Raw genomic sequence first — 24,332 nt, 5'->3', positions numbered from 1 at the left:
GGCACCCGGTTTCCCGGCTGCCCGCCCCTGCGGGGGCTGCTGCCTGCTACTTGCTGGCTGCGATCTGGCGCAGCACGTACTGCAGAATGCCGCCGTGGCGGTAGTAGTCGGCTTCACCTGGCGTGTCGATGCGCAGGTCGGCGTCGAAGCTGGTGGTCTTGCCGTCGTCCGCGGTGGCCGTGACCTTCAGTGTTTTCGGCGTGGTGCCGTTGTTGAGTTCGGTCACGCCTTCCACGGAGAACGTTTCGGTTCCCGTCAGGCCCAGCGACCCGGCGTTCTGCCCGGCAGGGTACTGCAGCGGCAGCACGCCCATGCCGATGAGGTTGGAGCGGTGGATGCGCTCGTAGCTCTCGGCGACGACTGCCTTGACGCCCAGCAGCGCGGTGCCCTTGGCCGCCCAGTCGCGGGACGAGCCGGAACCGTACTCCTTGCCTGCCAGGACCACCAGCGGGGTGCCGGCAGCCTGGTAGTTGACGGATGCGTCGTAGACAAATGCCTGCGGGCCACCCTCAACCGTGAAGTCGCGGGTGTAGCCGCCCTCCACGTTGTCCAGGAGCTGGTTGCGGATGCGGATGTTCGCGAACGTTCCGCGAATCATGACCTCGTGGTTTCCGCGGCGTGAGCCGTAGGAGTTGAAGTCCTTGCGCTCCACGCCGTTTTCCAGCAGGTATTTTCCGGCCGGGGTGTCCGACTTGAAGGAACCAGCAGGGCTGATGTGGTCGGTGGTGACCGAATCGCCCAGCTTGAGCAGCACGCGGGCGCCGGCGATGTCCTCGACGGGATCGGCCTGTGCCTTCATGCCGTCAAAGTACGGGGGCTTGCGCACGTACGTGGACTTGGGGTCCCACTCGAAGATGTTGCCCTCCGGGGTGGAGAGCGACTTCCAGCGGTCGTCGCCGTCGAAGATCGTGGCGTAGGAGCTGGTGAACATCTCACGGTCGATCGAGGCGTCCATGACTTCCTGGACTTCCACGGGGTTCGGCCAGATGTCCGCCAGGAACACGTCCTTGCCGTCGGCGTCCTGGCCCAGGGCGTCGGCGTTGAAGTCGAAGTCCATGCTGCCGGCCAGGGCGTAGGCGATGACCAGTGGCGGGGAGGCCAGGTAGTTCATCTTGACGTCCGGGTTGATGCGGCCCTCAAAGTTCCGGTTGCCCGAGAGGACTGCCGTGACGGAGAGGTCGTTTTCGGCAATGGCTGCGGAGATTTCGGTATCCAGCGGGCCGGAGTTGCCGATGCAGGTGGTGCAGCCGTAGCCCACCGTGTAGAAGCCCAGCTTCTCCAGGTACGGAACCAGGCCCGACTTTTCGTAGTAGTCGGTGACGACCTTCGAGCCCGGTGCCACGGAGGTCTTGACCCAGGGCTTGGACACCAGGCCCTTGTTGACGGCATTGCGGGCCAGCACCGCCGCGGCCAGCATCACCGAGGGGTTGGAGGTGTTGGTGCAGGAGGTGATCGAGGCGATGGAGACGGCACCATGGTCGAGTTCAAACTCGACGCCGGATTCGTTCTTCACATGGATCGGGGCGGACGGGCGGCCGTTGGCGCCCGCGGCAGCGGAGACCACCTGGCGGACGACGTCGTGCTGGTGCGTGTCCGGGTGCGTGAATGACGGGGCGTCGGAGGCCGGGAACGACTCCTCCAGTGACTCGTCCACGGTGTTGCCCTCGGCGTTTGCATCCGTGGCAACGTAGTTCAGCAGGTCGGAGCGGAACTGGGCCTTGGAGTTGCTCAGCTCGATGCGGTCCTGCGGGCGCTTCGGTCCGGAGATGGACGGGACCACGGTGGAGAGGTCCAGTTCCAGGTACTCGGAGAACGTGATGTCCACCGAAGGATCGTGCCAGAGGCCCTGTTCCTTGGCGTACGCCTCCACGAGTGCCACCTGCTCGTCGCTGCGGCCGGTGAGGCGCAGGTAGTCGAGTGTGACGTCGTCGATGGGGAACATGGCGGCCGTGGAGCCAAACTCCGGGCTCATGTTGCCGATGGTGGCGCGGTTGGCCAGCGGCACAGCCGCGACGCCCTCGCCGTAGAACTCCACGAACTTGCCGACGACGCCGTGCTTGCGCAGCTGCTCGGTGATGGTCAGCACCACGTCGGTGGCGGTGGCCCCGGCCGGGATCGAGCCGGTCAGCTTGAAGCCGACCACGCGCGGGATGAGCATGGACACGGGCTGGCCCAGCATGGCTGCCTCGGCCTCGATGCCGCCCACGCCCCAACCCAGCACGCCCAGGCCGTTGACCATGGTGGTGTGGGAGTCGGTGCCGACCAGTGTGTCGGGGTAGGCGCGCAGCACGCCGTCCACGGTGCGGGTCATGATGGTCCGGGCCAGGTACTCAATGTTCACCTGGTGGACAATGCCCATGCCCGGGGGGACAACCTTGAAGTCCTCAAAGGCGCCCTGGCCCCAGCGCAGGAACTGGTAGCGTTCGCCGTTGCGCTGGTATTCAATTTCCATGTTGCGCTCGATGGCGCCGGAGTTTCCAAAAACGTCAATCTGGACGGAGTGGTCAATGACCATCTCGGCAGGTGCCAGCGGGTTGACCCGGGTGGGGTCCCCGCCAAGGTCCTTGACTGCCTCGCGCATGGTGGCCAGGTCCACGATGCAGGGAACTCCCGTGAAGTCCTGCATGATGACGCGGCCGGGGGTGAACTGAATTTCTGTGTTGGGCTCCGCATTGGGGTCCCAGGCGGCCAACGCACGGACGTGATCGGCGGTGATATTGGCACCATCTTCGGTGCGCAGGAGGTTCTCCAGCAATACCTTGAGGCTGAACGGAAGGCTCTTAGCGCCTTCAACCGAGTTCAGCCGGAAAATCTCGTATTCGGTTCCGGCAACATTGAGTACGCCTTTGGATCCGAAACTGTCCACATTTGTCATTGATGGACTCCTCTCGCCACTACTTTCATCTTTGTCACGTGGGACCCGGGGTGCCAGTTAGGCATGCCTTACTCACGTTTGGACACCGCACCGCGCGCCAACAGGAACCGGTACAGCAATTCAACGGCCAGGCAACCCGCCGCAGTCACGCCAATCGTAACCGCTAACAGGGCCCCTGAGGGGATGTCGAGGGCAAAGAAAGTGCGGGCGAACGGCACCGCCATGACCAGCACCAGCCCTCCCGCCATGGCGGCAACCAGCAGGGCGCGCCAAAAGTCCAGGGGGCGGGCCAGGGCGCCAAGCACCCACAGCGCCACCAGCAGCACCGTCATGGTGGTGGCCGTTTGTGCCGTGGTGATGGCGGCATCCGCGGACAGCCGCGGGTCGGGGAATGCGCGGGCGAAGGAATACACGGCCATGATGCAGGCGGCCACAATGGTGCCGGCGGGAATGGAGAACATCAGCGCGCGGCGCAGGAACCCCGGCTGGTACCGGCGGGCGTTGGGCAGCAGCGCCAGAAAGAACGCCGGGATGCCGATGGTCATGGAGCTGACAATGGACAGCTGGCGGGGCAGGAAAGGGTACCGCCACAGCAGCACGCCGATCGCGATGGAGATGATGATGGCGTAGGCCGTCTTGCTCAGGAACAGGTTCGCCACCCGCTCCACGTTCGCGATGACCCGGCGCCCCTCGGCAACCACAGATGGCAGGTGCGAGAACTGGCCGTCCAGCAGGACCAGCCGCGAGACGGCCTTGGTTGCTGCGGAGCCCGAACCCATGGCGATGCCGATGTCCGCGTGCTTGAGGGCCAGTGCGTCATTGACGCCGTCGCCCGTCATGGCCACCACGTGACCGCGCTGCTGCAGGGCCAGCACAATGGACTTCTTCTGCTCCGGGGTGACCCTGCCCAGCACGCTGACGCCGGCAAGTTCATCCGCCAGTTCCCCGAGCCCTTCCGGAAGGTTGCGTGCGTCATAGCCGTCGCCCTCAAAGTCAAATCCCACGTCGCGGGCCACTGCCGCCACGGTGCGGGGGTTGTCGCCGGAGATGATTTTCAGCGACACCCCCTGCTCGCGAAAGTAGGCCAGGGTGGCAGCCGCGTCGGGGCGCACCTTTTCCCGGAATGCCAGCAGCGCCACGGGCTCGAGCCCCGCCAGGGAAAATTCGCCCGGGTTTCCGGCGGTGGCGGGTGCAGCTGTTTCCACGCCCGACGCCGGCCGGTGCGCCAGCACCACGGCGCGCAGTCCGCGGCCGGCCGCCTCATGCGCGGATGCCAGGGCGGCGGCAACGCCCGCGCCTGCCAGGCCCGCCCCTGCCACCCCGGAATTGCCGGAGCCTGCCAGCACCACTTCGGGTGCGCCGAGGACCCAGGTCCCGGCCGCCACTGGGCCGAAGGTGACGGCGCTGTACTTGCGCGCGCTGCTGAACGGGACCACGTCCAGCGGCGGCTGCACCGGAGGCACCGTAAAACGGTCAGCCAGCGCGGCGGCAGTGGCATTGGCGTTGGGGTGGGCGGCCGACCAGGCCAGGGCGGCCTCCCAGCCGGGGACGGCCTGCAGCACGGTGGCGGCGGCCAGTTCCATCCGGCCCTCGGTGAGCGTCCCGGTCTTGTCCAGGCAGACCATGTCCACGCGGGCCAGGCCCTCCACGGCGGGCAGTTCCTGCACCAGCACCTGGCGGCGCGCCAGCGACATCGCGGCAAGTCCAAAGGAGATGCTAGTCAGCAGCACCAGGCCTTCGGGAATCATGGCGACAATGCTGGCCACCGCACTGACCACGGCCACGCGCCACTTGCCGGAGGCGATGGATTCGGCCCAGCCGCCGTGCGCGCTCATTTGGCCGTTGACCACCAGCACGATGATGGGGACCAGCGCCCACGTGATGTACAGGATGATGCGGTTGATGGCGTTGCGGATCTCCGAGTTGACCAGGGAGAACCGCCGGGCCTCGGCCGTCAGGGCGCTGGCGTAGGAGTCCGGGCCCACCCGGTGCACCCGGGCGGCGCCGTGCCCGGCCACCACTGAGGAGCCTGACAGCGCCGTATCCCCGGGTGCCTTGGTGACAGGATCGGACTCCCCCGTCAGCAGGGATTCATCCACTTCCAGGGACTCGGCGCTGAGCACCACGGCGTCGGCAGGGATTTGGTCGCCCGTGCGCAGCAGCAGCACGTCATCGTGGAGCACCCCCGCCACGGCGATTTGCTGCTCCGCCCCGTCCCTGAGCACCAGCGCGCGCGGCGCGTGGAGCACGGCAAGCCTGTCCAGGGTGCGCTTGGCGCGGTATTCCTGCACCACCCCGATGGCTGCGTTGGCCAGCACGATGAAGCCGAACAGGGCGTCGCGCGGGTCCCCCACCAGCAGCACCAGCACCAGGGCGCTGCCCAGCACGGCGTTGAAGAGGGTGAAGACGTTGGCGCGGACAATGGCCCACATGCTGCGGCTGCTTTCGTGCGGCACGGCATTCGTCAGCTCGGCGGCCACCCGCTCCTGGACCTGGGCCGCAGTCAGCCCGGTGCGCGCCAGCTCCCCCGCGTCCACCGGCAGGAGCCGGTCGCGGGCCAGGGCCAGCGCCGCCCGCCGGTGTTCGTCGCGGCGTTCGGCCAGGATGGTGCTTTGGGGCTTGCTGCGTGTCAGGTCCCGGGCCGGCCCGGTGCGGGGGCCCCTACCGGCCAAGAACGACCCCGCCGGCACCGGCCGGCACCAGCAGCGCCACTGTTTCCACATGGTGGGTGTGCGGGTACAGGTCGAAGGCCCGCAGCTTTTTCAGCCGCCAGCCGGCGTTGGCGAAATACTGCACGTCCCGCCCAAAGGCGGCCGGGTCGCAGGAGACGTAGGCAATCGCCGAGGGGCTGCTTGCCACCAGCGCCTTGACCACGGCCTTCCCGGCCCCGGCCCGGGGCGGGTCAAGCACGACGGCGTCGAAGTGGCGCCGCTGTCCGGCGGCGGACCGCGCCTGGCGGGCAGGGGCGCCCAGGATCCGTTCAACCCGCCCCTGGACTATCTCCACCTGGGTCGCAGCGTGCAGGTTCTTGCGGGCGTCCCGGCTGGTCCCCGGGGAGCCTTCCACGGACAGCACGCTGCCCTCCGGGCCCACGGCGTCGGCGAGGGGGGCCGTGAACAGCCCGGCGCCGGCGTAAAGGTCTGCCACACTGGCGCCGTCGTCGAGGTGCCCGCCGGCGAGCAGGAAGCCGAGGGCGGCGTCGGTGAGGACCTGCGGGGCCTTGCGGTGGATCTGCCAGAAGCCGTCGCCGGTGACCCTGAACTCGTGGTCCGCCGTGGTTTCCCGGACCCAGCCGCGGCCGCTGGCGATGGTGATTCCGCCGTTTTCAGGGTTCAGGCGGGCCACCGACGGCGGCTCCTCGCGCCCGGCAAGGGCCCGGGACACCCGGGTGACCGCGTGCCCTGCGGCCTTCTCGCTGAGTCCCTCGCGCGTGGACAGCAGCACCAGGGCGGCCGAGCCGTTGGCGGGGGCGGCCACTTCAACACGCTCGATGCCCGTGAAGTCCAGCTCCCACAGGCGCAGGGCGTTCACGGCGGGGACGGCCAGGGGCATCTCCCGGATCGCCAGCACATCGTGGGAGCGGTGGGCGTGCATGCCCAGCTTCCCGCCCGGCGTGACGGCAAAGGCCACCCTCGTGCGCCAGCCGAGCCCGGCCTGCTGCTCCGGCGTGCCCGGGGCGTCAACATCCTCCACGCCGCCAAACACGGCGTCGATGGCCCCGGCGGACAGCCCGCCCAGGCGCTCCAGCTGCTCCCTGACCACAGAGGTTTTCAGGGCCAGCTGGCCGGGACGGGATATATGGCCAAACTCGGCCCCGCCCACCGGCACGGCACCGCGCGCCGCGGCCCGGAGCGCGTCGGCCTCGGGCCAAAAGTGCTCCACCCTCGTCGCCTGCGGTTCAAGCACCCGGGTGACGTCTGCGCGCCAAAACTTGGCGTCGGCGTCGTGCTCGGTCAGGGCAATCTCCACGGTTTCGCCGGGGATGGCGTGACGGACAAAGATGACGCGCCCGTCGTGCCGGGCCACGCAGTGTCCGCCGTGGGCCACCGGGCCAACCGTGACGGTGAGGCGGGCGGCGGGGGTCTCGCTGGGGGAAGTGCTCATGAAAGTTATTCCTGGTATTCCTGGTATTTCCTGGCTTCGGTGGACGACTTCAGCTGCCATGGCACGCTGGCCACCACAACACCGGGTTCAAAATGCAGCCGCGTCTTGATGCGCAGGGCGGTCTGGTTGTGCACCAGCTGCTCCCACCATTTGCCCACCACGTATTCCGGGATGTACACCACAATCAAGTCGCGCGGTGAGTCGCGCCGCATGGCCTTGATGTGGTTGATCAGCGGTGTCAGCGTCTCCCGGTAGGGACTGGCCAACACAGTCAACGGTACCGGGATGTCCAGCCGGTCCCAATCCGCCACTGTCTGTTCCGTCTCGGCGGGGTCCAGGTCCACCGTGATGGCCTCCAGCGAGGACGGCCGGGACGCGCGGGCAAAGGCCAGGGCGCGCATCACGGGCTTGCGCACATGGGAGACCAGGATCACGGCGTGGATGCGGGCGGGCAGGGCCCTGGTGGCCGAATCGGTGTCCACGGCCAGCTCCTTGGCCACGTTGTCGTAGTGCTGGCGGATGCTCCACATGATGGCAAACAGCACGGCCATGGCGAGCAGGGCAATCCAGGCACCCTGCTCAAATTTGGTGACGAGCACAATGATCAGCACCGTCAGCGTCATGGTGAAGCCAATGCTGTTGATCACGCGGGAGCGCATCATGCGGAAGCGGACCGCCTTTTCCTTGACCGTGCGCAATTCGTGGGTCCAGTGCCGCACCATGCCAAGCTGGCTGGCCGTAAAGGAGATGAACACGCCCACAATGTAGAGCTGGATCAGCTTGGTGACGTCTGCGTTGAAGGAAATGATGAGCACCAGGGCCCCGACGGCGAGCAGGATTACGCCGTTGCTGTAGGCCAGCCGGTCCCCGCGGGTGCGCAGCTGGCGCGGCAGGTAGCCGTCCCGGGCCAGGATGGAGGCCAGCACGGGGAAGCCGTTGAATGCCGTGTTGGAGGCAAACACCAGAATGACGCCCGTGGCGGCGACAATGATGAAGAACGGGATGGAGCCGATGCCAAAGACCGTGCCGGCAATTTGGCTGATGGACGGGTTTTGCACGTAGTCGGCCGGCGGGGCCACACCGTTCACCAGGAATTCGGTGGCCGGGTCCCCCACGATGTGCACGCCCGTGGCATTGGCCAGGAACAGGATTCCGGCCATCATGCCGGCCGCGATGCCGCCCAGCAGCAGCAAGGTGGTGGCCGCGTTCTTGCTCTTGGGCTTGCGGAAGTTCGGCACGCCGTTGCTGATGGCCTCCACGCCGGTCAGTGCGGCGGCACCGGAGGAGAAGGCGCGCAGCAGCAGGAAGGCTCCGCCCAGGCCCACCAGGCCTTGGTTGAAGGCCGCCTCCGGAATGATTTCAAAGCCGGCCGACGGCGCCCGGCCCAGTGTGCCCGTGGCGGACTGGAACAGCCCCACGGCCGTCATGGCGAAAATGCAGAACATGAAAATGTAGGTGGGCACGGCAAAGACGCTGCCGGCCTCCCTGATGCCGCGCAGGTTGACGAGGGCCAGGACAATGACCCCGACGACGGCGACCGCGGCCTGGGTGCCGTGCCAGCCCGGCACCGCCGTGGCCAGATAGTTGGCGGCCGAGGACATGGACACCGCCACCGTCAGGACGTAGTCGACCATGAGCGCCGAGGCGACGGTGAGGCCGGCGCTCTTGCCCAGATTGACATTGGCAATCTCGTAGTCGCCGCCGCCGGACGGGTAGGCGTGCACGTTTTGCCGGTAGGAGGCAACCACTGTGAGCAACACCACCATGACGGCGAGCCCCACCCACGGGGCCAGCGCCACGGAGGCGGCCCCGGCCAGGGCCAGCGTCAGCAGGATCTCGTCCGGGGCGTACGCCACGGAGGACAATGCATCGGAGGCAAACACCGGCAGGGCAATGCGTTTTGGCAGCAAGGTGTGTGCAAGCCTGTCGTTGCGATAGGGCCTGCCCACAAGAACGCGCTTGATGGCGTTGAAGAAATTCAGCACGCGGGTAACGCTAGTCCCTTGCGGGGCTAAAGTCATGACGGCACATCACGTGACACACTTCCATATAGGGGCCGGGCCGGTTCTTCCAACTTGACCGGCAGGCACCCGAGGCGTCAGATTAGTAGCCGCACTGTGTTGCAGTGCCCATAACGAGGAGCATCAATGGCACACTTTGTGATCATGGGCTGCGGGCGCGTTGGTGCCACCCTGGCACACACGCTGGAGGACTCCGGCCACTCGGTGGCCATCATTGACCAGGATGAGCGTGCCTTCCGGCGCCTGCGCACCGGTTTTGGCGGGCGCAAGATCACCGGCGTCGGCTTTGACAGGGAAACCCTGCGCCAGGCGGACATTGAAAACGCCTATGCCTTTGCGGCCGTTTCCAGCGGCGACAATTCCAACATCCTGGCCACCCGCGTGGCCCGGGAAACCTTCCACGTGGAACATGTGGTGGCCCGCATCTACGATCCCGGCCGCGCCGAAATCTACCAGCGCCTGGGCATCGCCACCGTGGCCGCGGTGCGCTGGAGCGCCGACCAGGTGCTGCGGCGCATCCTGCCGGAGACTGCCATCAAGGGCGACTTCCGTGAGCCGTCGGGCCGGTTGATCCTTACGGAGCTGGTCCTGAACCCTGCCTGGATCGGCCACCACATTGTGTCCCTGGAACATGCCGCGCCGCTGCGCGTGGCCTACCTGACCCGCTTTGGGGAAGGCATGCTGCCGGGCCCGGACACCAGCTACCAGCAGGGCGACACGGTCCATGCCATGATCCAGGGCACCGATACTGCCGAGGTGGCCCGCATTCTGGCCGCCGCACCACTGAAGGAGAACTAACGTGCTGGTAGTCATTGTCGGGGCGGGCAGCGTTGGCTGTTCCATTGCCCGTGAGTTGCTGGCCCACGGCCACGAACTGCTGCTCATCGACCCAAAGCCCGAAGTGATCGGCAAGAGCGGGCTCCGCGGGGCACGCTGGCTGGTGGGCGACGCCTGCGAAATCAGCACGCTGCGCGAAGCCAGGCTGGAAGAGGCCGACGTCGTCGTCTCTGCCACCGGCGACGACAAGGTCAACCTGGTGGTGTCCCTCCTGGCCAAGACCGAATTCGGCGTGGGGCGCACCGTGGGGCGGGTCAACAACCCCAAGAACGACTGGATGTTTGACGATTCCTGGGGCGTGGACGTGGCCGTCAACACCCCGCGCCTCATGACGGCACTCGTGGAGGAGGCGGTGGAAATCGGCGACCTGGTGCGCCTGCTGACATTGCAAACAGGGGTGGCATCCCTGGTGGAATTCACGGTGCCCGGCGAATCGCACATCATCGGCTTGACCGTGGGCGAGGTGGACTGGCCGCAGGACGCCACGCTGGTGGCCATCCTCCGGGACGAGGCGCCCATTACGCCCAGCAACGACGACGTCATGGAGTCAGGTGACGAGCTGTTCTTTGTCTCCACGATTGGGGCCGAGGACGAGCTCCGCGCCCTGTTGTCGTCAGCGGACTAACTGTCCTTCACGGGGCGGCTGACGAGCCAGGCCACCCAGAGGCCGAAGGCGTACAGCGGAACGCCCATGATCAGGCGCATGGCGCCGAGGGCGTCGACATTGCCGGCGAAGTACAGGGGCAGCTGGACGGCCAGGCGGGCCGCCATGACCCCCACCAGGATCCAGGTGGCTGCCCGGTAGGCCCGGAGGCGTTCGGTCTTGTGGCGCCAGCGCACGCCCTCATTGCGGGCGTAGCCAAAGAGCAGGCCCAGGACGGGCCACCGGACGGCAATGGAGACCACCATGGCCACGATGTAGGCCGCGTTGGTGTAAAAGCCCACCGCGTAAAAGTTCTCCGCCTTGCCCGTCTTCATGGCCAGAAAGGCAGACAGCGCGACGCCGGCAATGCCGGCCAGGGCCTGCGTCAGCGGGGTGTGCTGGGCCAGCCGGGCCACCAGGAAGACGGCCGCCACCGCCACCGAGCCGACCAGGGACACGGCAAGGTCCCGGGTCATGGTGAACACCACCAGGAACACCAGGCCCGGCAGCACGCTTTCGGCGATGCCGCGAATGCCGCCTGCCGCTGCCAGCAGGTCAATGTGGCCGTTTTCCTTCCGGACCAGGGAGGACTTGGCGGCCATCTCCTGGGCGAGCTCGGCGAATCCGCCGGGCTGCTCCGTCCCGGCCGCGTCGGGTGCCGCCTTGTTGCCGGCGTCGTCCCCGGGGCTGCTGTTCGTCAACTTACGTCTCCTGGGTTCCGATGATTTCATAGCGGGGGTTGAAAATGGTGGGCAGGCCGTCCCGCAGGGAGACCATGCCTTCGATCCGCACCCGGGTGCCGACGACCATGCCGGGCACCCTGCGCCGCCCCAGCCACACCAGCCTGAGCCGGTGGCTGCCGCCGTCGTTCGCCACGCGGTGGAACTCCCGGTCGGCGATGATGGCAGAGTATTGCGGCGAGGCCGACGCCGGCACTATGGTGACTGCGTCAATGACGCCCGCGCACACCACGCGGCCGCGCAGGGGCAGCTCATTGATGGCAATCGGTGTGGGCCAGCCTGCTGGCTGAGTGGGCATGCGCCTAGCCGATCGCCGTGATTTCCGGGCCGCGGCGGAAGGGTTCCCCACCTTGCGCGGGGGTTGCATGATCCCCGGGAAGCTGCCCTTCCTGGTTGGTGACTGCGTCCTTGGGCAGGCGCAGCACCAGCAGGTCGCGGGGCGGCAGGGGGGTCTCCCCGCGCACCACCACCACGCCGCGGAAAAGGTCTTCCAGCTCCTGGGCCGCTTCCCTGCTCACGGCCGCATCGCCGCCGAGAACGCCGCGCAGGAACCAGCGGGGGCCGTCAATGCCAATGAAGCGGGCCACCCGGAACCCCATGCTGCCATCGCTGGCCTGCGCGGGGACCTTGGCAAGGACTTCCTTGCCGAAGGTGCCGTCGAGAATTTCAATTTCGCCGCCCTGGGACCCCACTGAAAGGCCGATCTGTTCACGGATGTCCCGCCACAGCTTCTCGGACCGGGAGGCGGCAAAGGCCTGCAGCTGCAGGCTGGAGCCGTTCAAATCCAGTGTGACGGCGATGACGCGGGAGGTGCTTTCCTCCACTTCAAGGCGCAGAGCCAGGCCCTCGCGGGGGGTGATCAGGAGGGCGCCCAGGTCAACGTAGCCGTCGGTGTTTGTGATTTCATCGGCGTCGAGCGGGCCGTGGATGCCGCGGTCGTAGGCCGTGTCCGAGGGGTCCGGGGGCAGTGCGAGGGCTTCCCCTGCCTTGCCCTGGCCCGCGGCCGCTTCCGCGGCGGACTCCTGCTCGCTGTTCTTCTTGTTCTTCTTGCCGAACCCAAAAGCCATGGGGTGGAAACTCCTTGTAAGTAATGGCCGGTGACCAGCCGGTGCCGGCCGGACCGGGTGGCGCCCTTAGGACGTGGCTGTTCCAAAGCCGCCGGTGGAACCAAATCCGCCGGTGCCGCGCACCGAATCCGGCAATTCCTGCACCACGTCAAACGCTGCATGTTCAACGCGTTGAATGACCAGTTGTGCAATTCTATCGCCCCGGGACAGGGTGATGGGATGGCGGGCATCCGTATTCAGCAAGGTGACCGAAACCTCCCCGCGGTAGCCGGCATCGACCGTGCCCGGGCTGTTCACGATGGTCAGCCCGTGCTTGGTGGCCAGCCCCGAGCGGGGGTGGACCAGGGCCACAAATCCAAAGGGCAGCGCCAGCGACACGCCCGTCGGCACCAGGGCCCGCTCCCCCGGCCCAAGAACCACGTCGATCCGGGTGCGCAGGTCCGCCCCTGCGTCGCCGGGGTGGGAGTAGCTGGGGGCTTCGATGCCGTCGTCGAGCATGCGCAACTGGACCGTCACGGTGGGTGCCTGTCCCCCGCCGGCGGCGCTGTCAAAAGTCTGGTTGGTCACAGGAAGACACTCTATCCCGAACGGACGGAGGCCTAGGCACCCCCGGGCAGGGGACCCAATGTGAATAACGGGCCAAAAGGTGAAAAGCTTGGGTCATGTCTTCCGAGCAGGCTCTCAATGCCTCCCCCCTGTCCGCAGCAAGCTACACCGAAAAATTGTGGCCCAACATCTGGGCGTGGGTCATTGTTGTGGGCCTTTCGGCCGCCGGCATCCTGATCTTCATTCCCATCAGCGAACTGGCCGGCATTATCGCGTTTGTGGGGCTGCTGGTGCTGCAGACGGCGCTGCTCATCCTCTCGACGCCCAAGATCGAGGTGACCGCCACCACCTTGCAGGTGGGCCGGGCCGTCATTGAGCGTGAGTTCATCGGCGCGGTGTCTGTTTACCACGGCGACGACGCCACCGAACAGCGCGGCACCCGGCTCAACGGCCTGGCCTACCTGTGCATCCGCGGCTGGATCAAGCCGGTGGTCAAGGTGGAGATCACCGACCCCAACGACAAGACTCCTTACTGGCTGGCGTCATCCCGGAACCCCGAGCGGCTCGCCGCCGCCCTGGGGAGCCGGGCACACCGTCAGGACTAGCCTTCGCAGTCCGTGCAGTACATCAGCACCCCGTCCTGGCGGGCCAGCTGGGAGCGGTGCCGCACCAGGAAACAGGACGAACACGTGAACTCGTCCGCCTGGGCCGGAAGCACCTCCACGGCCAATTCTTCCCCGGACAGGTCCCCGCCCGGCAACTCATAGCTGTCCGCCAGGTCGACCTCGTCCAGGTCAATCACGGTCGATGACTCGGGGCGCGGCGCCAGGGTTTCAAAGCCACGGGCCGCGCTGTCTTCCTCATTGCCGCGCGGCGCATCATAATCCCTTGCCATTTCGACTCCCACCAATCTCCTTTTCCAGTGCATTTCTGCGTGCAGTGCCTGTTGCACCGGCTAGCGGCAAGGCCCTGCAGGGCGTACGGCAACTGCCAATACCCTAGACTTGGAAACGGGTCCCCAGGGGCAAATATGCCCGCGTTCGCGGCAGGCGTACAAACGGCGCCGGTCCCCCACATTTGGCGGGTCCATTCACGCCACGCCTGCACCGGTAGTAGGATTTGCGGCCGTTCGGTGGCAAAGTTTCGAAGTGACACTAAATGACTTTGGAGGGCTGTATGGCGGATCTACGTTTGGTGGGTGTGCATGAAGACGGCGAACACCTGCTTCTCAGTGGAACCGGCGGGGAAATTTACCTGCTGCCCCTTGACGAGGCGCTTCGGCTGGCCACTGCCCGGTCCCCGCGCCGGCCGACCCAGAACGGTTCCACCGGAACACGGCTATCGCCGCGCGAAATCCAGTCCCAGATCCGCGGCGGCGCCTCGGCCTCCGACGTGGCCGAACACTCAGGCCTGCCCCTGGAGCAGGTCCGACGCTATGAGGGCCCTGTGCTGGCCGAACGCGAGCATGTTGCCCAGCTGGCCCGCCGGGTGGAAGTGGCCGCGGCGGACACTGACGGTTTCCGCTCCGTTTTTGGCGACCAGGCCGTGACCCTGGATGAAATGGTCAACCACAGGCTCGGCGCCTTTGGCATTGACACCTCCACGCTTCGCTGGGACGCCTGGCGGGTGCACGACGGCTCCTGGTCGGTCACGGCCGACTTTGCCCCCGGTACCGAGTGGGCCGCCAGCAGCATCGGTGAGCCGCCGCCTGCCCGGTGGACGTTCCACACCGGACGGAAGTCGCTCTTCAATGCCAACCGGTGGGCCCAGCAGCTCAGCGAGCTGGAGCCCGTGGACGGGCCCGTGCCCGAACGCCGTCTCAGTGCCGTCGCGGACCGGCCCTTTGACTTTGAAACAGACGCGGCCGACGGCGACTCCGGGGACGGCGCAGACGAAACTCCGGCAGAGACCGAAGCTCCCGACGGGGACCCCGCGGACGAGTACCCCGGCAACGGGCTCCTTGACATGCTGCGCACCCGCCGGGGCCAGCGGCTGGGCCTGGACGAAGACGGCGACGACGAACTTGCCGCCATGCTCGGCGCCCAAGTCCCGGCAGCCCACGCCCGTGAAGGCGGGGCATGGGGCCAGGACGGTCCGGACGGCGGGCAGGCCGACGACGACGCACACACGGACGCGGCGGATGGCGGCGAGGCTGCCTTGACCGCGCCGGCGGCCACCAAACCGGCCGCCACGGAGGATGTGCCGGCGGAGGCCGATTCCCCGGCGGCTGCCCAACACGGCCGAAAGCGGCTGCGGGCCATCCCGTTCCTTTCCCTCGCCCCGAACCTCCACCACCACCACGACGCTCCGCTGGTGGGCGTGGGCGAGGTGAGCACCGACACCCGGGAAATTACGCTTTCAGGCGCTCCGTCGCTGCGGCACACGCCTGCGGCGCACGGTGCGGACCGGAAATCCCCGGCGCCGGAGGACGAGGCTCACGACGCCCCTTCCGACAGCGAAGTGGCCGAACGGCTCGAACGCAAGGCCACGGCCAAGCCCAAACGGTCCAGCGTCCCCAGCTGGGATGAGATCGTGTTCGGCACCAAGGGCGACTGACGGTCCGGCGGCTTCGTGAACCTTACCGCCGCTTGGAGCCCTTTGGGCTGCGCGCAGTGACGGGGATGCGGAGCAGCGGAACTTCCCGCTCGGCTTTCGTGATGGAACCGTGCTGGCCCACCACCTCGATGGCGTGCGGGCCCACACGGCGCATGTCGTAAAAGGCGATGGTCTCCCGTGCCAGCACCAGGATGTCGCCAATGCGGCCCGAGGCGCCGTCGCGCACTTCGCCAAAGTAGCCGGAGGCCACGGCCTCATCCTTGGTGAGCACCCACGCCTTCGTCCCAAACCTTTCCAGCCAGGCAGCGACGAGCCGCGCACAGGTCCCGGGACCGGCGTCGGGCTCCAGGTACAGGTGGACCATGCGGGGCTCACCTGCCGTGTGCCGGACGCCGTCCACCAGCTCAGGGTACTGCGAGTAGTCGATCCGGGCCGGGCGCGGAACGTCAACCATGCCGTGGTCTGCCGTCAGCAGGATCAGCGTGTCGGGCGGGACGGTCGCGGCCAGGCGCTTCATCCCGGCGTCGAGCTCCTCCAGCTGGGATTCCCACTTGGCGGAGTCGGCGCCATGCCCGTGGCCAGCCTTGTCCAGCTCGCTCCAGTAGAGGTACAGCAGCATGGTGGGGTGCGCAGCCAGGGTCTCCGCGGCCACTTGGACGCGGGCCTGGGGTGAGGTGGCGCCGAGGAAGGTGCTCCCCCGCAGGGCTGCCCGTGTCATGGGCGACTGGGCAAACTTGGGCAGGCTCACCGTGGCGGTGGGAATGCGGCCGTCAAGCTGCTCAAAGACCGTGGGAAACGGCTGCCAGCGCTGGGGGTCGACCCCTCCGTCCCAGTTGCCCAGCAGGTTGACCACCTTGTCCTGTTCGGGGTCCAGGACGTCGTAGCCCAGCATGCCGTGCTGGCCGGGGACCTGCCCCGTGCCAAGGCTGGTGAGCGAGGTGGCCGTGGTGCTGGGAAAAGCGGCATGCAGGGTCCGCGGGTGCTCCCCGCCGCCGTCGGCCGCCATGACGCCGCGCAGGAATGGCGCATGCCCGGCACGCTGGGTCAGCAGTGCCTTGCCGAGCCCGTCCACCAGCACCACGCAGATGCGGCGGGCGGCCGGGAGCCGCAGTACATTGCTGAACCCGGAGGCGCCCATGGCGGCAGCCGCGCTTGTGAGGAGGTCGGCGATGCTTGCCTTGCCGTAGGCGGGGGCGGCCGGGAGCGGCGGCTGTGCCACCCCCGTCAGCGCCGGTAGTGGTTGCGGCCCAGGCGCTGGCCCAGGACAGGGAACTTGGGGCCTTGGGACTGGCTGCCGTGGGCAGGGGGGATGGCACCGGTGTTTACGGTTCGCAGGGCCCGGGCGAAGGCCTTGGCGTCCGCCACGGCCTGCAGGCCCTCGGCCTCGGCGCTGATGCGCAGGGCAATGTCCTCCTGGGCGATGGTCCCGGTGTAGCCGTGGTCGGCGTCGCAGTTGGGGTCCCCGCACGACGCAGGGCCCAGGTCCACGCGCTGTCCGCCGGACCAGGCGATGGAGACGGTAAGTTCACGGGCGGGGTCGGACGGCTTGTAGTCCTGCGGCTGGGCGTAGACGTAGCTGAGGACCACTGAGCGGATCTGGCCCACGGGCACCGACTCGGTCGACACCTGGGCAACCACCTGCTCGCCGGTGTCGTCCAATTGCTGGTCGTCCACGTGGGTGATGACCAGCATCTCCTCCGTCAGGACCAGGACGGTGATGTGCCGGTGGACCTCCGTGCGGTCAAAATGTGTTTCCACGTGGACCAGGTGTGCCAGGCACTCCTGGCCGTCCAGGGCGTCGTTGACCACATCCGACACCAGCCGGGGATAGAAGCCCGCCCGTTGCAGTGCGGATTCCAGGTCCCGGCCCTTGGTCTGTGCCGACGCACCGAAGCTGTTGCTGTTCATGCCCCCATTTTGGCACTGTGCCGGTGGCTAAAGCGAACCGCCGGGCGCCCGGCGTCACGCTGCGGCTAGGAAATCATGGCGCGCCGGGCACTGTCCGTGCGCTGGGCGGCGTTGCCGATGCGCAGCGTCACGGCCAGCACGGTCACGGTTCCGGGTCCCACCAGCACGGGGTTGAACTCCACCCACGCGATCTCGGGATGTTCGTCCTTCATCAGTGCCACCCGGGCGATGAGCCCCTCCAGGGCGGGCAGGTTGCCCGCGGGCAGCCCGGCATAGCCAAACAGCCGTTTCGCCGCCCGGGGCGCCCGCACCAGCTCCGCCACATCATCCACGGTCAGCGGCGGAATGCGGTGCGCCCAGTCGTCGAGCAGGTTGACGGCGTCCCCGGACAGCCCGAAGGAAACCACCGGACCCAGCAGCGGGTCTTCGATGGCGCGCAGTGTGCAGGACTGGCCGACCTCCGCCATGCTCTGGACCTCCAGCCCGACGTTGCCGTAGGGCTCCAGCAGCTTGCGCATGTGGCCGATGTTGCGGCGCAGCGATGCCGCATCTTCAATGTTGATGCGCACCCCGCCCAGGTCCAGCCGGTGCCGCAGCGTGGCCTCAAGGGTCTTGATGGCCACCGGCCAGCCCAGGCGTTCGGCGGCAGCCACGGCTTCGTCGTCGGTGGTGAACGGCACGGATTCAAGCACGTCAATGCCGTACAGTGCCAGCAGTTGACGTGTGCGGGCCGGGCTCAGCTCCACCAGGCCGTCGCCGGCCACCCCCTCCAGCCACTGCTCCAGCAGCTGGCCGGCGGCGTCGGTGTCCACACCCGCGGGCAGGTCAAAGCTTGGCTTTTGCAAGGTGCGCCACTTTGCGTAGCGGGCCACTGCGGCCATGGCCGCAATGGCCGTCCCGGGGCTGGAATAGGAGGGCAGGCCGCCCGCGAGCTGCCGGTTGACGTCGATGCGCCGGTCCACGATGCCGGCAAATACTGCCACCACGGGCTTGCCGGCGTCGTCGGAGCAGGACTTGAGAGTGGCCGCAATGGCATCCACGGTGAGGCCGGCGGCGGGCAGCAGGGTGACGATGGCCTGGTCGACGTCGGGCCGCGCCAGGGCCTGTGCCACCGTGCGGCGGAGCATCGGCAGGGCCCGGGACTGGCCCGTGTCCAGTTCCAGGTCTGCGACGACGGCGGCCACCTCCAGCCCCTCATGCCCGGCGGCATCGGCCACCACCTTGCCCAGGGCCAGCGAATTGCTGAAAATGGCCAGCCGGGGGCCGCCGGGCAGCGGCAGCCCCACGACCAGCTGGGCCACGTCCGTCAACTGCTCAATGGTGTTGACGCGGATGACGCCGGACTGCCGGAGCATGGCGTCCAGCGCCCCGGGAGGGGCCTGGGTGGTCCGGACGGCGTGGCCGGGCGGCAGTTGCAGCCCCATGGTGTCCGACTTCGCCACAATGACGGGCTTGCTGCGGGCCAGCCGGCGGGAAATCCGGGAGAACTTGCGCGGGTTGCCAATGGACTCCAGGTACAGCCCGCACGCCGTGGTGTTGGGGTCGTCCTCCCAGAACTGCATCAGGTCATTGCCCGAAACATCGGCCCGGTTGCCCGCCGACAGCACGGTGGACAGGCCCACGTCCCGGCGGCTCAGCGACGCATGCAAGGACACGCCCAGGGCGGCCGACTGGCTGAAGATGCCCAGCCCGCCACGCAGGGGCAGTTCGGGCGCCATGGAAGCGTTGAGCGAAATGGCGGGGTCAGTGTTGGCCAGCCCCAGGGAAGCCGGACCCACCAGCCGCATGCCGTTGGCCCTCGCCTGGCGCACCAGTGCACGCTGGAGCGCCAGGCCATGGACGCCGTCGTCGGCGAATCCTGCCGTGGCCACCACCACACCCTTGACACCGGCGGCTCCGCACTGCCCCACCACCGTGGCAACCTGGTCGTAGGGGACGGCGATGATGGCCAGGTCCACGGGGCCGGGCACGTCGGCAATGGTGGAGTACGGCATCATGCCCGAAACTTCCAGCGCCTCCTGGTTGACTGCGTGCACGGCCCCCGTGAAGCCGCCCTCCACCACGTGCTCCAGCAATTGCTGGCCGATGCTGCCCCACGCCCGGCTGGCGCCAATGACGGCAATGGAGGCCGGCGCCACCAGCCCGGCCACGCTGCGGGCCTCGGCACGGTGCTCGCGCGATTCCATGACGGCGCGGGACTTCTGGGTGGGGTCGATGTCGAAGGCGAGCGAGACCACGCCTTCGTCGAAATGCCGGTGGACCTCGTAGCCCGCGTCGGAAAACACCTGCAGCATCTTGCGGTTTTCCGGCAGGACCTCCGCCGTGAATTGGCCAATGCCGTTTTCCCTGGCGGCGGCGGCGAGGTGCTCCAGGAGGATGGAGCCCAGTCCGCGGCCCTGGTTGGCATCTGAGACATTGAACGCCACCTCCGCCTCGGAGGGATCGTCCAGGCGGTCATACCGGCCAATGCCGATGATGTCGCCGCCGCGGGTGATGACAAATGCCACGCGGTCCCGGTAGTCCAGTTCGGTGAAGCGGCGCAGCTCCTTGGGCGTCAGGCTGGACTTGTAGGTAAAGAAACGCAGGTAGATGGAGTTCTGCGACTGGGCCATGTGGAAGGCCTGCACGGCGGGGGCATCGGCGGGGGTCATGGGGCGCAGGTGCCCCGTGCTGCCGTCGCGCAGGACGACGTCGGCCTCCCAATGTGCCGGATATACGGGTGCGGGCGCTGGCTTCACCATAGAATCACTGTACCGACTAGTTTGCTCCCGGCCACGTCTTCGCGCGGCCGGGTTCCGTGCCGGAACGCTAGACCCGCAGCACAGAATAGGAACCCCCGCCATCATGGCCAAGCGCCAACCACCCGTCGACGATGACTTCACCGAGAATATTGTTGAGATCGATGTGTCCAGTGAAATGGAAGGCTCGTTCCTGGAATACGCCTATTCGGTGATTTATTCGCGGGCCCTTCCGGATGCCCGGGACGGCCTCAAGCCGGTGCAGCGGCGCATCCTTTACATGATGAGCGAGATGGGCCTGCGCCCGGAAAAGGGCCACGTCAAGAGTGCCCGTGTGGTGGGCGAGGTCATGGGCAAGCTGCACCCCCACGGCGACACGGCCATTTACGACACCATGGTGCGGATGGCCCAGGACTGGACCCTGCGCCTGCCGCTCATTGACGGCCACGGCAACTTTGGCTCGCTCGACGACGGCCCCGCCGCCCCCCGCTACACCGAGGCCCGCCTGGCCGCACCGGCCCTGGAGCTGACAGGGAACCTGGGCGAGGACGTGGTGGACTTTGTCCCCAGCTACGACAACCAGATGACGCAGCCGTCGGTGCTGCCTGCCGCCTACCCGAACCTCCTGGTCAACGGCGCCAGCGGCATTGCGGTGGGCATGGCCACCAACATGGCTCCGCACAATCTGGGCGAGGTCATTGCCGGGGCGCAGCACCTGATTGCCCATCCGGACGCCACGCTGGATGACCTCATGGCCTTCATCCCGGGGCCGGACCTGCCGTCGGGCGGCCGGATCGTGGGTCTGCAGGGCATCCGCGATGCCTACGCCACGGGCCGCGGCTCCTTCAAGACGCGGGCCAAGATGGCGGTGGAGCAGATCACCCCGCGCCGCGTGGGCCTGGTGGTCACCGAACTGCCGTACCTGGTGGGCCCGGAGAAGGTCCGCGACAAGCTCTCCGACGCCATTAACAGCAAGAAATTGGTGGGTGTCAGCGATTTTGTTGACCTGACGGACCGCAAGAACGGCTTGCGGTTGATCATTGAGATCAAAAACGGTTTCAACCCTGCCGCCGTGATGGCCCAGCTGTACCGCTACACGCCGTTGGAAGAGTCCTTCGGAATCAACAATGTGTGCCTTGTGGACGGCCAGCCGCAGACGCTGGGGCTGGTCGAACTGCTGCGCGTGTTTGTGGAGCACCGGATCAACGTGGTTCGCCGTCGAACGGCTTTCCGGCTGGGAAAGAAGCAGGACCGGCTCCACTTGGTGGAGGGGCTGCTCATCGCGATCCTCGACATTGACGAGGTCATCCAGATCATCCGCACCTCCGATGAGGTTGCAGCAGCCCGGGAACGGCTCATGGCCATCTACGACCTGTCCGAGGTCCAGGCCGACTACATCCTTGCCCTGCGCCTGCGGCAGCTGACCCGCTACTCGATGGTGGAGCTGGAAGCCGAACGTGACGAGCTGCGCCGCGAAATTGCCGAGCTCGAGGCCATCCTGGCCTCGAAGGAGCTGCTGCACCAGCTGGTTTCCGACGAGCTTGGCGAGGTGGCGGCAAAGTATGCAACGCCCCGCCGGACGGTGCTGTTGGAGTCCGAGGCCGTGGCGCCGTCGGTGGCGAAGGCCCTCGCGGCGGCCGGTCCGGCAGGAAAGGGCAAGTTGGCCCCGCTGGCACTGGAAATTGCCGACGACCCGTGCTGGGTGCTGCTGAGTGCGACCGGGCAGATTGCCCGCACCAGCAATGCGGATCCGTTGGCGGAGTCCGGGTCACGGTCGAAGCACGACGTCTACGCTTCCGTGGTCCGGACCTCTGCACGGGCCGAGGTTGGCGCACTCACGTCGCTGGGGCGCATGCTCCGCCTTCAAGTGGTGGACATGCCGGTGCTTCCCCCCACGGCGGCCCTGCCCAACTTGGCCGGGGGCGTCGCAGCCAAGGAGTTCATCACGCTCACCAAGGGCGAGGCGCTGGTGGGCTTTGTCCCGCTGGACAAGGTCTTTGCTGTGGGAACGGCGGCCGGGGTGGTCAAGCGCGTCATGCCCGAATACCCCCTGAACCGGGATGAATGGGAATACATTTCACTTAAGCCCAAGGATTTCGTGGTGGGTGCGGCTCCCGCGGGGGACGGCGACGAGCTGGTCTTCATTACCGCCAATGCCCAGCTGCTGCACTACGGCGCCGCCACTGTCCGGCCGCAGGGGCGCACGGCCGGCGGCATGGCCGGCATCAAGCTGGGTGCCGGCGACCAGGTGCTCAGCTTCACCGTGGTCTCCCCGCACGACGGCGACGCCGTGGTGGTCACGGTGGCCGGCGGGCAGGATGCCCTTCCGGGCACGCCGTCGGGCAGCGCGAAGGTCACAGCCTTCTCGGAGTACCCCGCCAAGGGCCGTGCCACCGGAGGCGTCCGGGCACATCGCTTCCTCAAGGGCGAGGACCGGCTGACGGTCTCCTGGGCCGGGCACGGGCCCGCCAAGGCTTCCTCGGCCGCCGGAGTGGTGCGCGCCCTCCCCGTGGAGCATGGTCATCGAGACGGCTCCGGCGTGGCATTGTCCGCCACCATCGACCTGGTGGGTCCAAGTCTCAACGGCACCCCCACCGCTGCGACAGGCGCGAGAGAGCCAGCAACGCCGCCTTCATCGGCACAGATGGCTGGACTACCCGCACCGGCCAACGATCCCGCCCCGCTCCCGCAGCTTACGCAGGAGGCATTCGAGCTCCCCACCGACTGAGCTGCGGCATAGACTGGCCGCATGCCAATCATCCCCGATGCAAAAGACTGGACATGGGTGCTGACCAAGCCGTGCCCGGAGTGCGGCTTTGACGCCTCAAACACCACGCCGGCCATTGCAGCCACCACCATCCCCGCGCTGCTCCCCCGCTGGCAGTCCGCACTCAAGCGTGCCGGCGTGGAAATCCGCCCCAACGACTCGACGTGGTCAGTCCTGGAGTACGCGGCGCACGTGCGTGACGTCTTTGACGTGTTCGAGGGCCGCCTGGAGCTGATGCTGTCCGAAGACAACCCCACTTTCGCCAATTGGGACCAGGACCAGGCGGCCTTGGAAGGCAACTACGGCGGCCTTGACCCTGCGCTGGTTTCGCAGGACCTGGTCCAAAACGGCGAGGACGCAGCATCTGCATTTGCGGCCGTGGGCCCGGCCCAATGGGGGCGGCGCGGTCTGCGCAGCAACGGATCCGAGTTCACGGTCCTCACACTTTCCGGGTACTTCCTGCACGATCTCATCCACCACCTGCACGACATCAACGCGTAGACGACGGGACGGCCCGGTGGCCGAGCTTGTCCCGGTGGTCGAGCTTGTCGAGGCCCTGGTTTTGCCGCCGTTTCCGCACTTTTGGCGCCGCCGTGTCGGTGGCGCATGTGCAGGGGCGGCGGCTTTTGTTGTTGTTAGCCCGGCTGGTGGGGCTGGGTTTTGTAGGTGAGGAGGTTTTCGAGGGGGCTGCGGCGCAGGTCGAAGCGTGGTGCCGGGCCTGTTCGTGCGGGGCCGGGCGTGGTGGTGCCTGCGGGGCCGGGCGTGGTGGTTCGGCTGGTGCCTTTTTTGGGTCCGGGTTTTTGGGTGAGTTGTTTTTTGAGCCATTTGGGGTAGGCGGGTGGTTCGGTGGTGCGGGGCTCGGGCGGGTGGTATTTGCCCGTGGGTGAAGTCCAGCCGACGCGCCCGTCGGGGGTGCGGTTCGGTGTCCAGCCCCGGAGCGTGATGGCGGCCCGGTCGGGGTCCAGGTCCTGGCGGTGGCGGCCGTGTTTGTCCTTGTCGTCGCGGAAGTGCTTGTAGGCGTGGTGGCGTTTGCAGAGGGCATGGGAGTTCGCGGGGGTCGTGGGCCCGCCCAGGGCGTAGGCGGTGAGGTGGTCGGTTTCGGTGTCCAGGGCGGGGTTGGTGCAGCCCGGGAAGGAGCAGGTTTCGGCCAGGGCGCGCAGCAGCGCCTTCTCCGCGTCCCGGAGCCGGTACCTTTCCGGGGGCACGCCCTTGAGGGGTTCGGCGGTGACGGGGTCGGTGAGCACGCGCAGGAAGCTCCCCGCCCCTCCCAGGAGTTTCCGGGCGGTCACCTCGTCGATGGGGCCGTGCCCGGCCAGGACTGCGGGTTCGTTCGTGGCCCCGAGCAGTCCCAGGACCGGGACGGTGAGGATGACCTGGGCGTGGGGTTGGGGCGGTTCGGCCACGGCGAGCCCGGCCCGGGTTGCCTCGAGCTGGGCGAAGTACTCACCCACCGGGTCCTCCACCACCCCGTCCACCATTCCCTCCACCACGGCACCGGCCAGGGACCCGAGCAGCTCCCCCACCGGCACA

19 protein-coding genes are annotated in these 24,332 nt (G+C 67.6%); 6 read left to right on the top strand and 13 right to left on the bottom strand.

The features are described from left to right. Positions 1-46: 46 nt before the first annotated feature. From G6N77_RS14305 to G6N77_RS14290, 4 genes are all read right to left on the bottom strand, one after another. On the bottom strand, positions 47-2,875 hold the full coding sequence (locus tag G6N77_RS14305; RefSeq protein WP_165182848.1) for an aconitate hydratase: 2,829 nt from the start codon (positions 2,873-2,875) through the stop codon (positions 47-49). A 68-nt stretch (positions 2,876-2,943) separates the two neighbouring features. Then, positions 2,944-5,547, bottom strand: a complete 2,604-nt coding sequence (locus G6N77_RS14300; RefSeq protein ID WP_306986490.1) for an HAD-IC family P-type ATPase — start codon at positions 5,545-5,547, stop codon at positions 2,944-2,946. Continuing rightward, on the bottom strand, positions 5,537-6,979 hold the full coding sequence (locus tag G6N77_RS14295; RefSeq protein WP_165182846.1) for a class I SAM-dependent RNA methyltransferase: 1,443 nt from the start codon (positions 6,977-6,979) through the stop codon (positions 5,537-5,539). The genes G6N77_RS14300 and G6N77_RS14295 overlap by 11 nt, the downstream gene beginning before the upstream one ends. A gap of 5 nt (positions 6,980-6,984) precedes the next feature. After that, entirely contained in the window at positions 6,985-9,000 is a 2,016-nt protein-coding gene (locus tag G6N77_RS14290; protein ID WP_165182845.1) for an APC family permease, read from the bottom strand. Between the two features lie 126 nt (positions 9,001-9,126). Here G6N77_RS14290 and G6N77_RS14285 point away from each other — a divergent pair, with 126 nt between their 5' ends. Both G6N77_RS14285 and G6N77_RS14280 read left to right on the top strand, forming a co-directional pair. Next, positions 9,127-9,798, top strand: coding sequence for a potassium channel family protein (locus G6N77_RS14285; RefSeq protein ID WP_165182844.1), 672 nt, complete (start codon positions 9,127-9,129; stop codon positions 9,796-9,798). A gap of 1 nt (position 9,799) precedes the next feature. Next, complete coding sequence (locus G6N77_RS14280; RefSeq protein ID WP_165182843.1) at positions 9,800-10,462, top strand: potassium channel family protein; 663 nt, start codon at positions 9,800-9,802, stop codon at positions 10,460-10,462. Here G6N77_RS14280 and G6N77_RS14275 read toward each other — a convergent pair. The 4 genes from G6N77_RS14275 to dut form a co-directional block, all read right to left on the bottom strand. After that, the gene (locus G6N77_RS14275; protein WP_240902193.1) at positions 10,459-11,181 is read right to left on the bottom strand and encodes a DUF3159 domain-containing protein; all 723 of its coding nucleotides are present in this window, start codon (positions 11,179-11,181) and stop codon (positions 10,459-10,461) included. The genes G6N77_RS14280 and G6N77_RS14275 overlap by 4 nt on opposite strands. A gap of 1 nt (position 11,182) precedes the next feature. Next, entirely contained in the window at positions 11,183-11,518 is a 336-nt protein-coding gene (locus G6N77_RS14270) for an OB-fold nucleic acid binding domain-containing protein (RefSeq protein ID WP_165182841.1), read from the bottom strand. A gap of 4 nt (positions 11,519-11,522) precedes the next feature. Continuing rightward, positions 11,523-12,287 (bottom strand): DUF3710 domain-containing protein, encoded by a 765-nt coding sequence (locus G6N77_RS14265; protein ID WP_165182840.1) that lies wholly within the window; start codon positions 12,285-12,287, stop codon positions 11,523-11,525. 66 nt (positions 12,288-12,353) lie between these two features. After that, a complete protein-coding gene (dut, locus tag G6N77_RS14260) occupies positions 12,354-12,854 on the bottom strand; it encodes a dUTP diphosphatase (RefSeq protein WP_306986485.1) in 501 nt (166 codons plus the stop codon). 95 nt (positions 12,855-12,949) lie between these two features. Here dut and G6N77_RS14255 point away from each other — a divergent pair, with 95 nt between their 5' ends. Beyond that, positions 12,950-13,438, top strand: a complete 489-nt coding sequence (locus G6N77_RS14255) for a DUF3093 domain-containing protein (protein ID WP_165182839.1) — start codon at positions 12,950-12,952, stop codon at positions 13,436-13,438. Here the strand turns inward: G6N77_RS14255 and G6N77_RS14250 are convergent. After that, positions 13,435-13,728, bottom strand: a complete 294-nt coding sequence (locus G6N77_RS14250) for a DUF4193 domain-containing protein (protein ID WP_165182838.1) — start codon at positions 13,726-13,728, stop codon at positions 13,435-13,437. The genes G6N77_RS14255 and G6N77_RS14250 overlap by 4 nt on opposite strands. Before the next feature lie 281 nt (positions 13,729-14,009). Between G6N77_RS14250 and sepH the strand changes: the two genes are divergently transcribed. Continuing rightward, positions 14,010-15,389: a septation protein SepH gene (gene sepH, locus G6N77_RS14245; protein ID WP_165182837.1), complete on the top strand. Its 1,380-nt coding sequence runs from the start codon at positions 14,010-14,012 to the stop codon at positions 15,387-15,389. Positions 15,390-15,411: 22 nt separating this feature from the next. Here the strand turns inward: sepH and G6N77_RS14240 are convergent, their stop codons facing one another. The 3 genes from G6N77_RS14240 to G6N77_RS14230 form a co-directional block, all read right to left on the bottom strand. Then, a complete protein-coding gene (locus G6N77_RS14240; RefSeq protein ID WP_306986481.1) occupies positions 15,412-16,608 on the bottom strand; it encodes an alkaline phosphatase family protein in 1,197 nt (398 codons plus the stop codon). Positions 16,609-16,613: 5 nt separating this feature from the next. After that, entirely contained in the window at positions 16,614-17,297 is a 684-nt protein-coding gene (locus G6N77_RS14235; RefSeq protein WP_165182836.1) for a DUF5998 family protein, read from the bottom strand. 65 nt (positions 17,298-17,362) lie between these two features. Next, positions 17,363-20,038, bottom strand: a complete 2,676-nt coding sequence (locus G6N77_RS14230; protein ID WP_165182835.1) for a bifunctional acetate--CoA ligase family protein/GNAT family N-acetyltransferase — start codon at positions 20,036-20,038, stop codon at positions 17,363-17,365. A gap of 103 nt (positions 20,039-20,141) precedes the next feature. Between G6N77_RS14230 and G6N77_RS14225 the strand changes: the two genes are divergently transcribed. Further along, the gene (locus G6N77_RS14225) at positions 20,142-22,763 is read left to right on the top strand and encodes a DNA gyrase/topoisomerase IV subunit A (RefSeq protein ID WP_165182834.1); all 2,622 of its coding nucleotides are present in this window, start codon (positions 20,142-20,144) and stop codon (positions 22,761-22,763) included. 21 nt (positions 22,764-22,784) lie between these two features. After that, the gene (locus G6N77_RS14220; protein ID WP_165182833.1) at positions 22,785-23,303 is read left to right on the top strand and encodes a DinB family protein; all 519 of its coding nucleotides are present in this window, start codon (positions 22,785-22,787) and stop codon (positions 23,301-23,303) included. A gap of 134 nt (positions 23,304-23,437) precedes the next feature. Here G6N77_RS14220 and G6N77_RS14215 read toward each other — a convergent pair. Further along, positions 23,438-24,332 (bottom strand): HNH endonuclease signature motif containing protein (locus G6N77_RS14215; protein ID WP_165182832.1); only part of this gene is annotated, 895 nt, incomplete at its 5' end.

The sequence above is a fragment of the Arthrobacter silviterrae genome (assembly GCF_011045165.1).
In the GTDB taxonomy this organism is placed as follows: domain Bacteria; phylum Actinomycetota; class Actinomycetes; order Actinomycetales; family Micrococcaceae; genus Specibacter; species Specibacter silviterrae.
Note: the sequence above shows the minus strand (reverse complement) of the source record. Positions and strands in the feature narration are given on the sequence as shown.

Excerpts from the sequence above, each read along its gene's own strand:
- G6N77_RS14305 (WP_165182848.1), bottom strand. The coding sequence starts at position 2,875 with ATGACAAATGTGGACAGTTTCGGATCCAAAGGCGTACTCAATGTTGCC.
- G6N77_RS14295 (WP_165182846.1), bottom strand. The coding sequence starts at position 6,979 with ATGAGCACTTCCCCCAGCGAGACCCCCGCCGCCCGCCTCACCGTCACG.
- G6N77_RS14290 (WP_165182845.1), bottom strand. The coding sequence starts at position 9,000 with ATGACTTTAGCCCCGCAAGGGACTAGCGTTACCCGCGTGCTGAATTTC.
- G6N77_RS14285 (WP_165182844.1), top strand. The coding sequence starts at position 9,127 with ATGGCACACTTTGTGATCATGGGCTGCGGGCGCGTTGGTGCCACCCTG.
- G6N77_RS14270 (WP_165182841.1), bottom strand. The coding sequence starts at position 11,518 with ATGCCCACTCAGCCAGCAGGCTGGCCCACACCGATTGCCATCAATGAG.
- G6N77_RS14265 (WP_165182840.1), bottom strand. The coding sequence starts at position 12,287 with ATGGCTTTTGGGTTCGGCAAGAAGAACAAGAAGAACAGCGAGCAGGAG.
- G6N77_RS14255 (WP_165182839.1), top strand. The coding sequence starts at position 12,950 with ATGTCTTCCGAGCAGGCTCTCAATGCCTCCCCCCTGTCCGCAGCAAGC.
- G6N77_RS14250 (WP_165182838.1), bottom strand. The coding sequence starts at position 13,728 with ATGGCAAGGGATTATGATGCGCCGCGCGGCAATGAGGAAGACAGCGCG.
- sepH (WP_165182837.1), top strand. The coding sequence starts at position 14,010 with ATGGCGGATCTACGTTTGGTGGGTGTGCATGAAGACGGCGAACACCTG.
- G6N77_RS14235 (WP_165182836.1), bottom strand. The coding sequence starts at position 17,297 with ATGAACAGCAACAGCTTCGGTGCGTCGGCACAGACCAAGGGCCGGGAC.
- G6N77_RS14230 (WP_165182835.1), bottom strand. The coding sequence starts at position 20,038 with ATGGTGAAGCCAGCGCCCGCACCCGTATATCCGGCACATTGGGAGGCC.
- G6N77_RS14225 (WP_165182834.1), top strand. The coding sequence starts at position 20,142 with ATGGCCAAGCGCCAACCACCCGTCGACGATGACTTCACCGAGAATATT.
- G6N77_RS14220 (WP_165182833.1), top strand. The coding sequence starts at position 22,785 with ATGCCAATCATCCCCGATGCAAAAGACTGGACATGGGTGCTGACCAAG.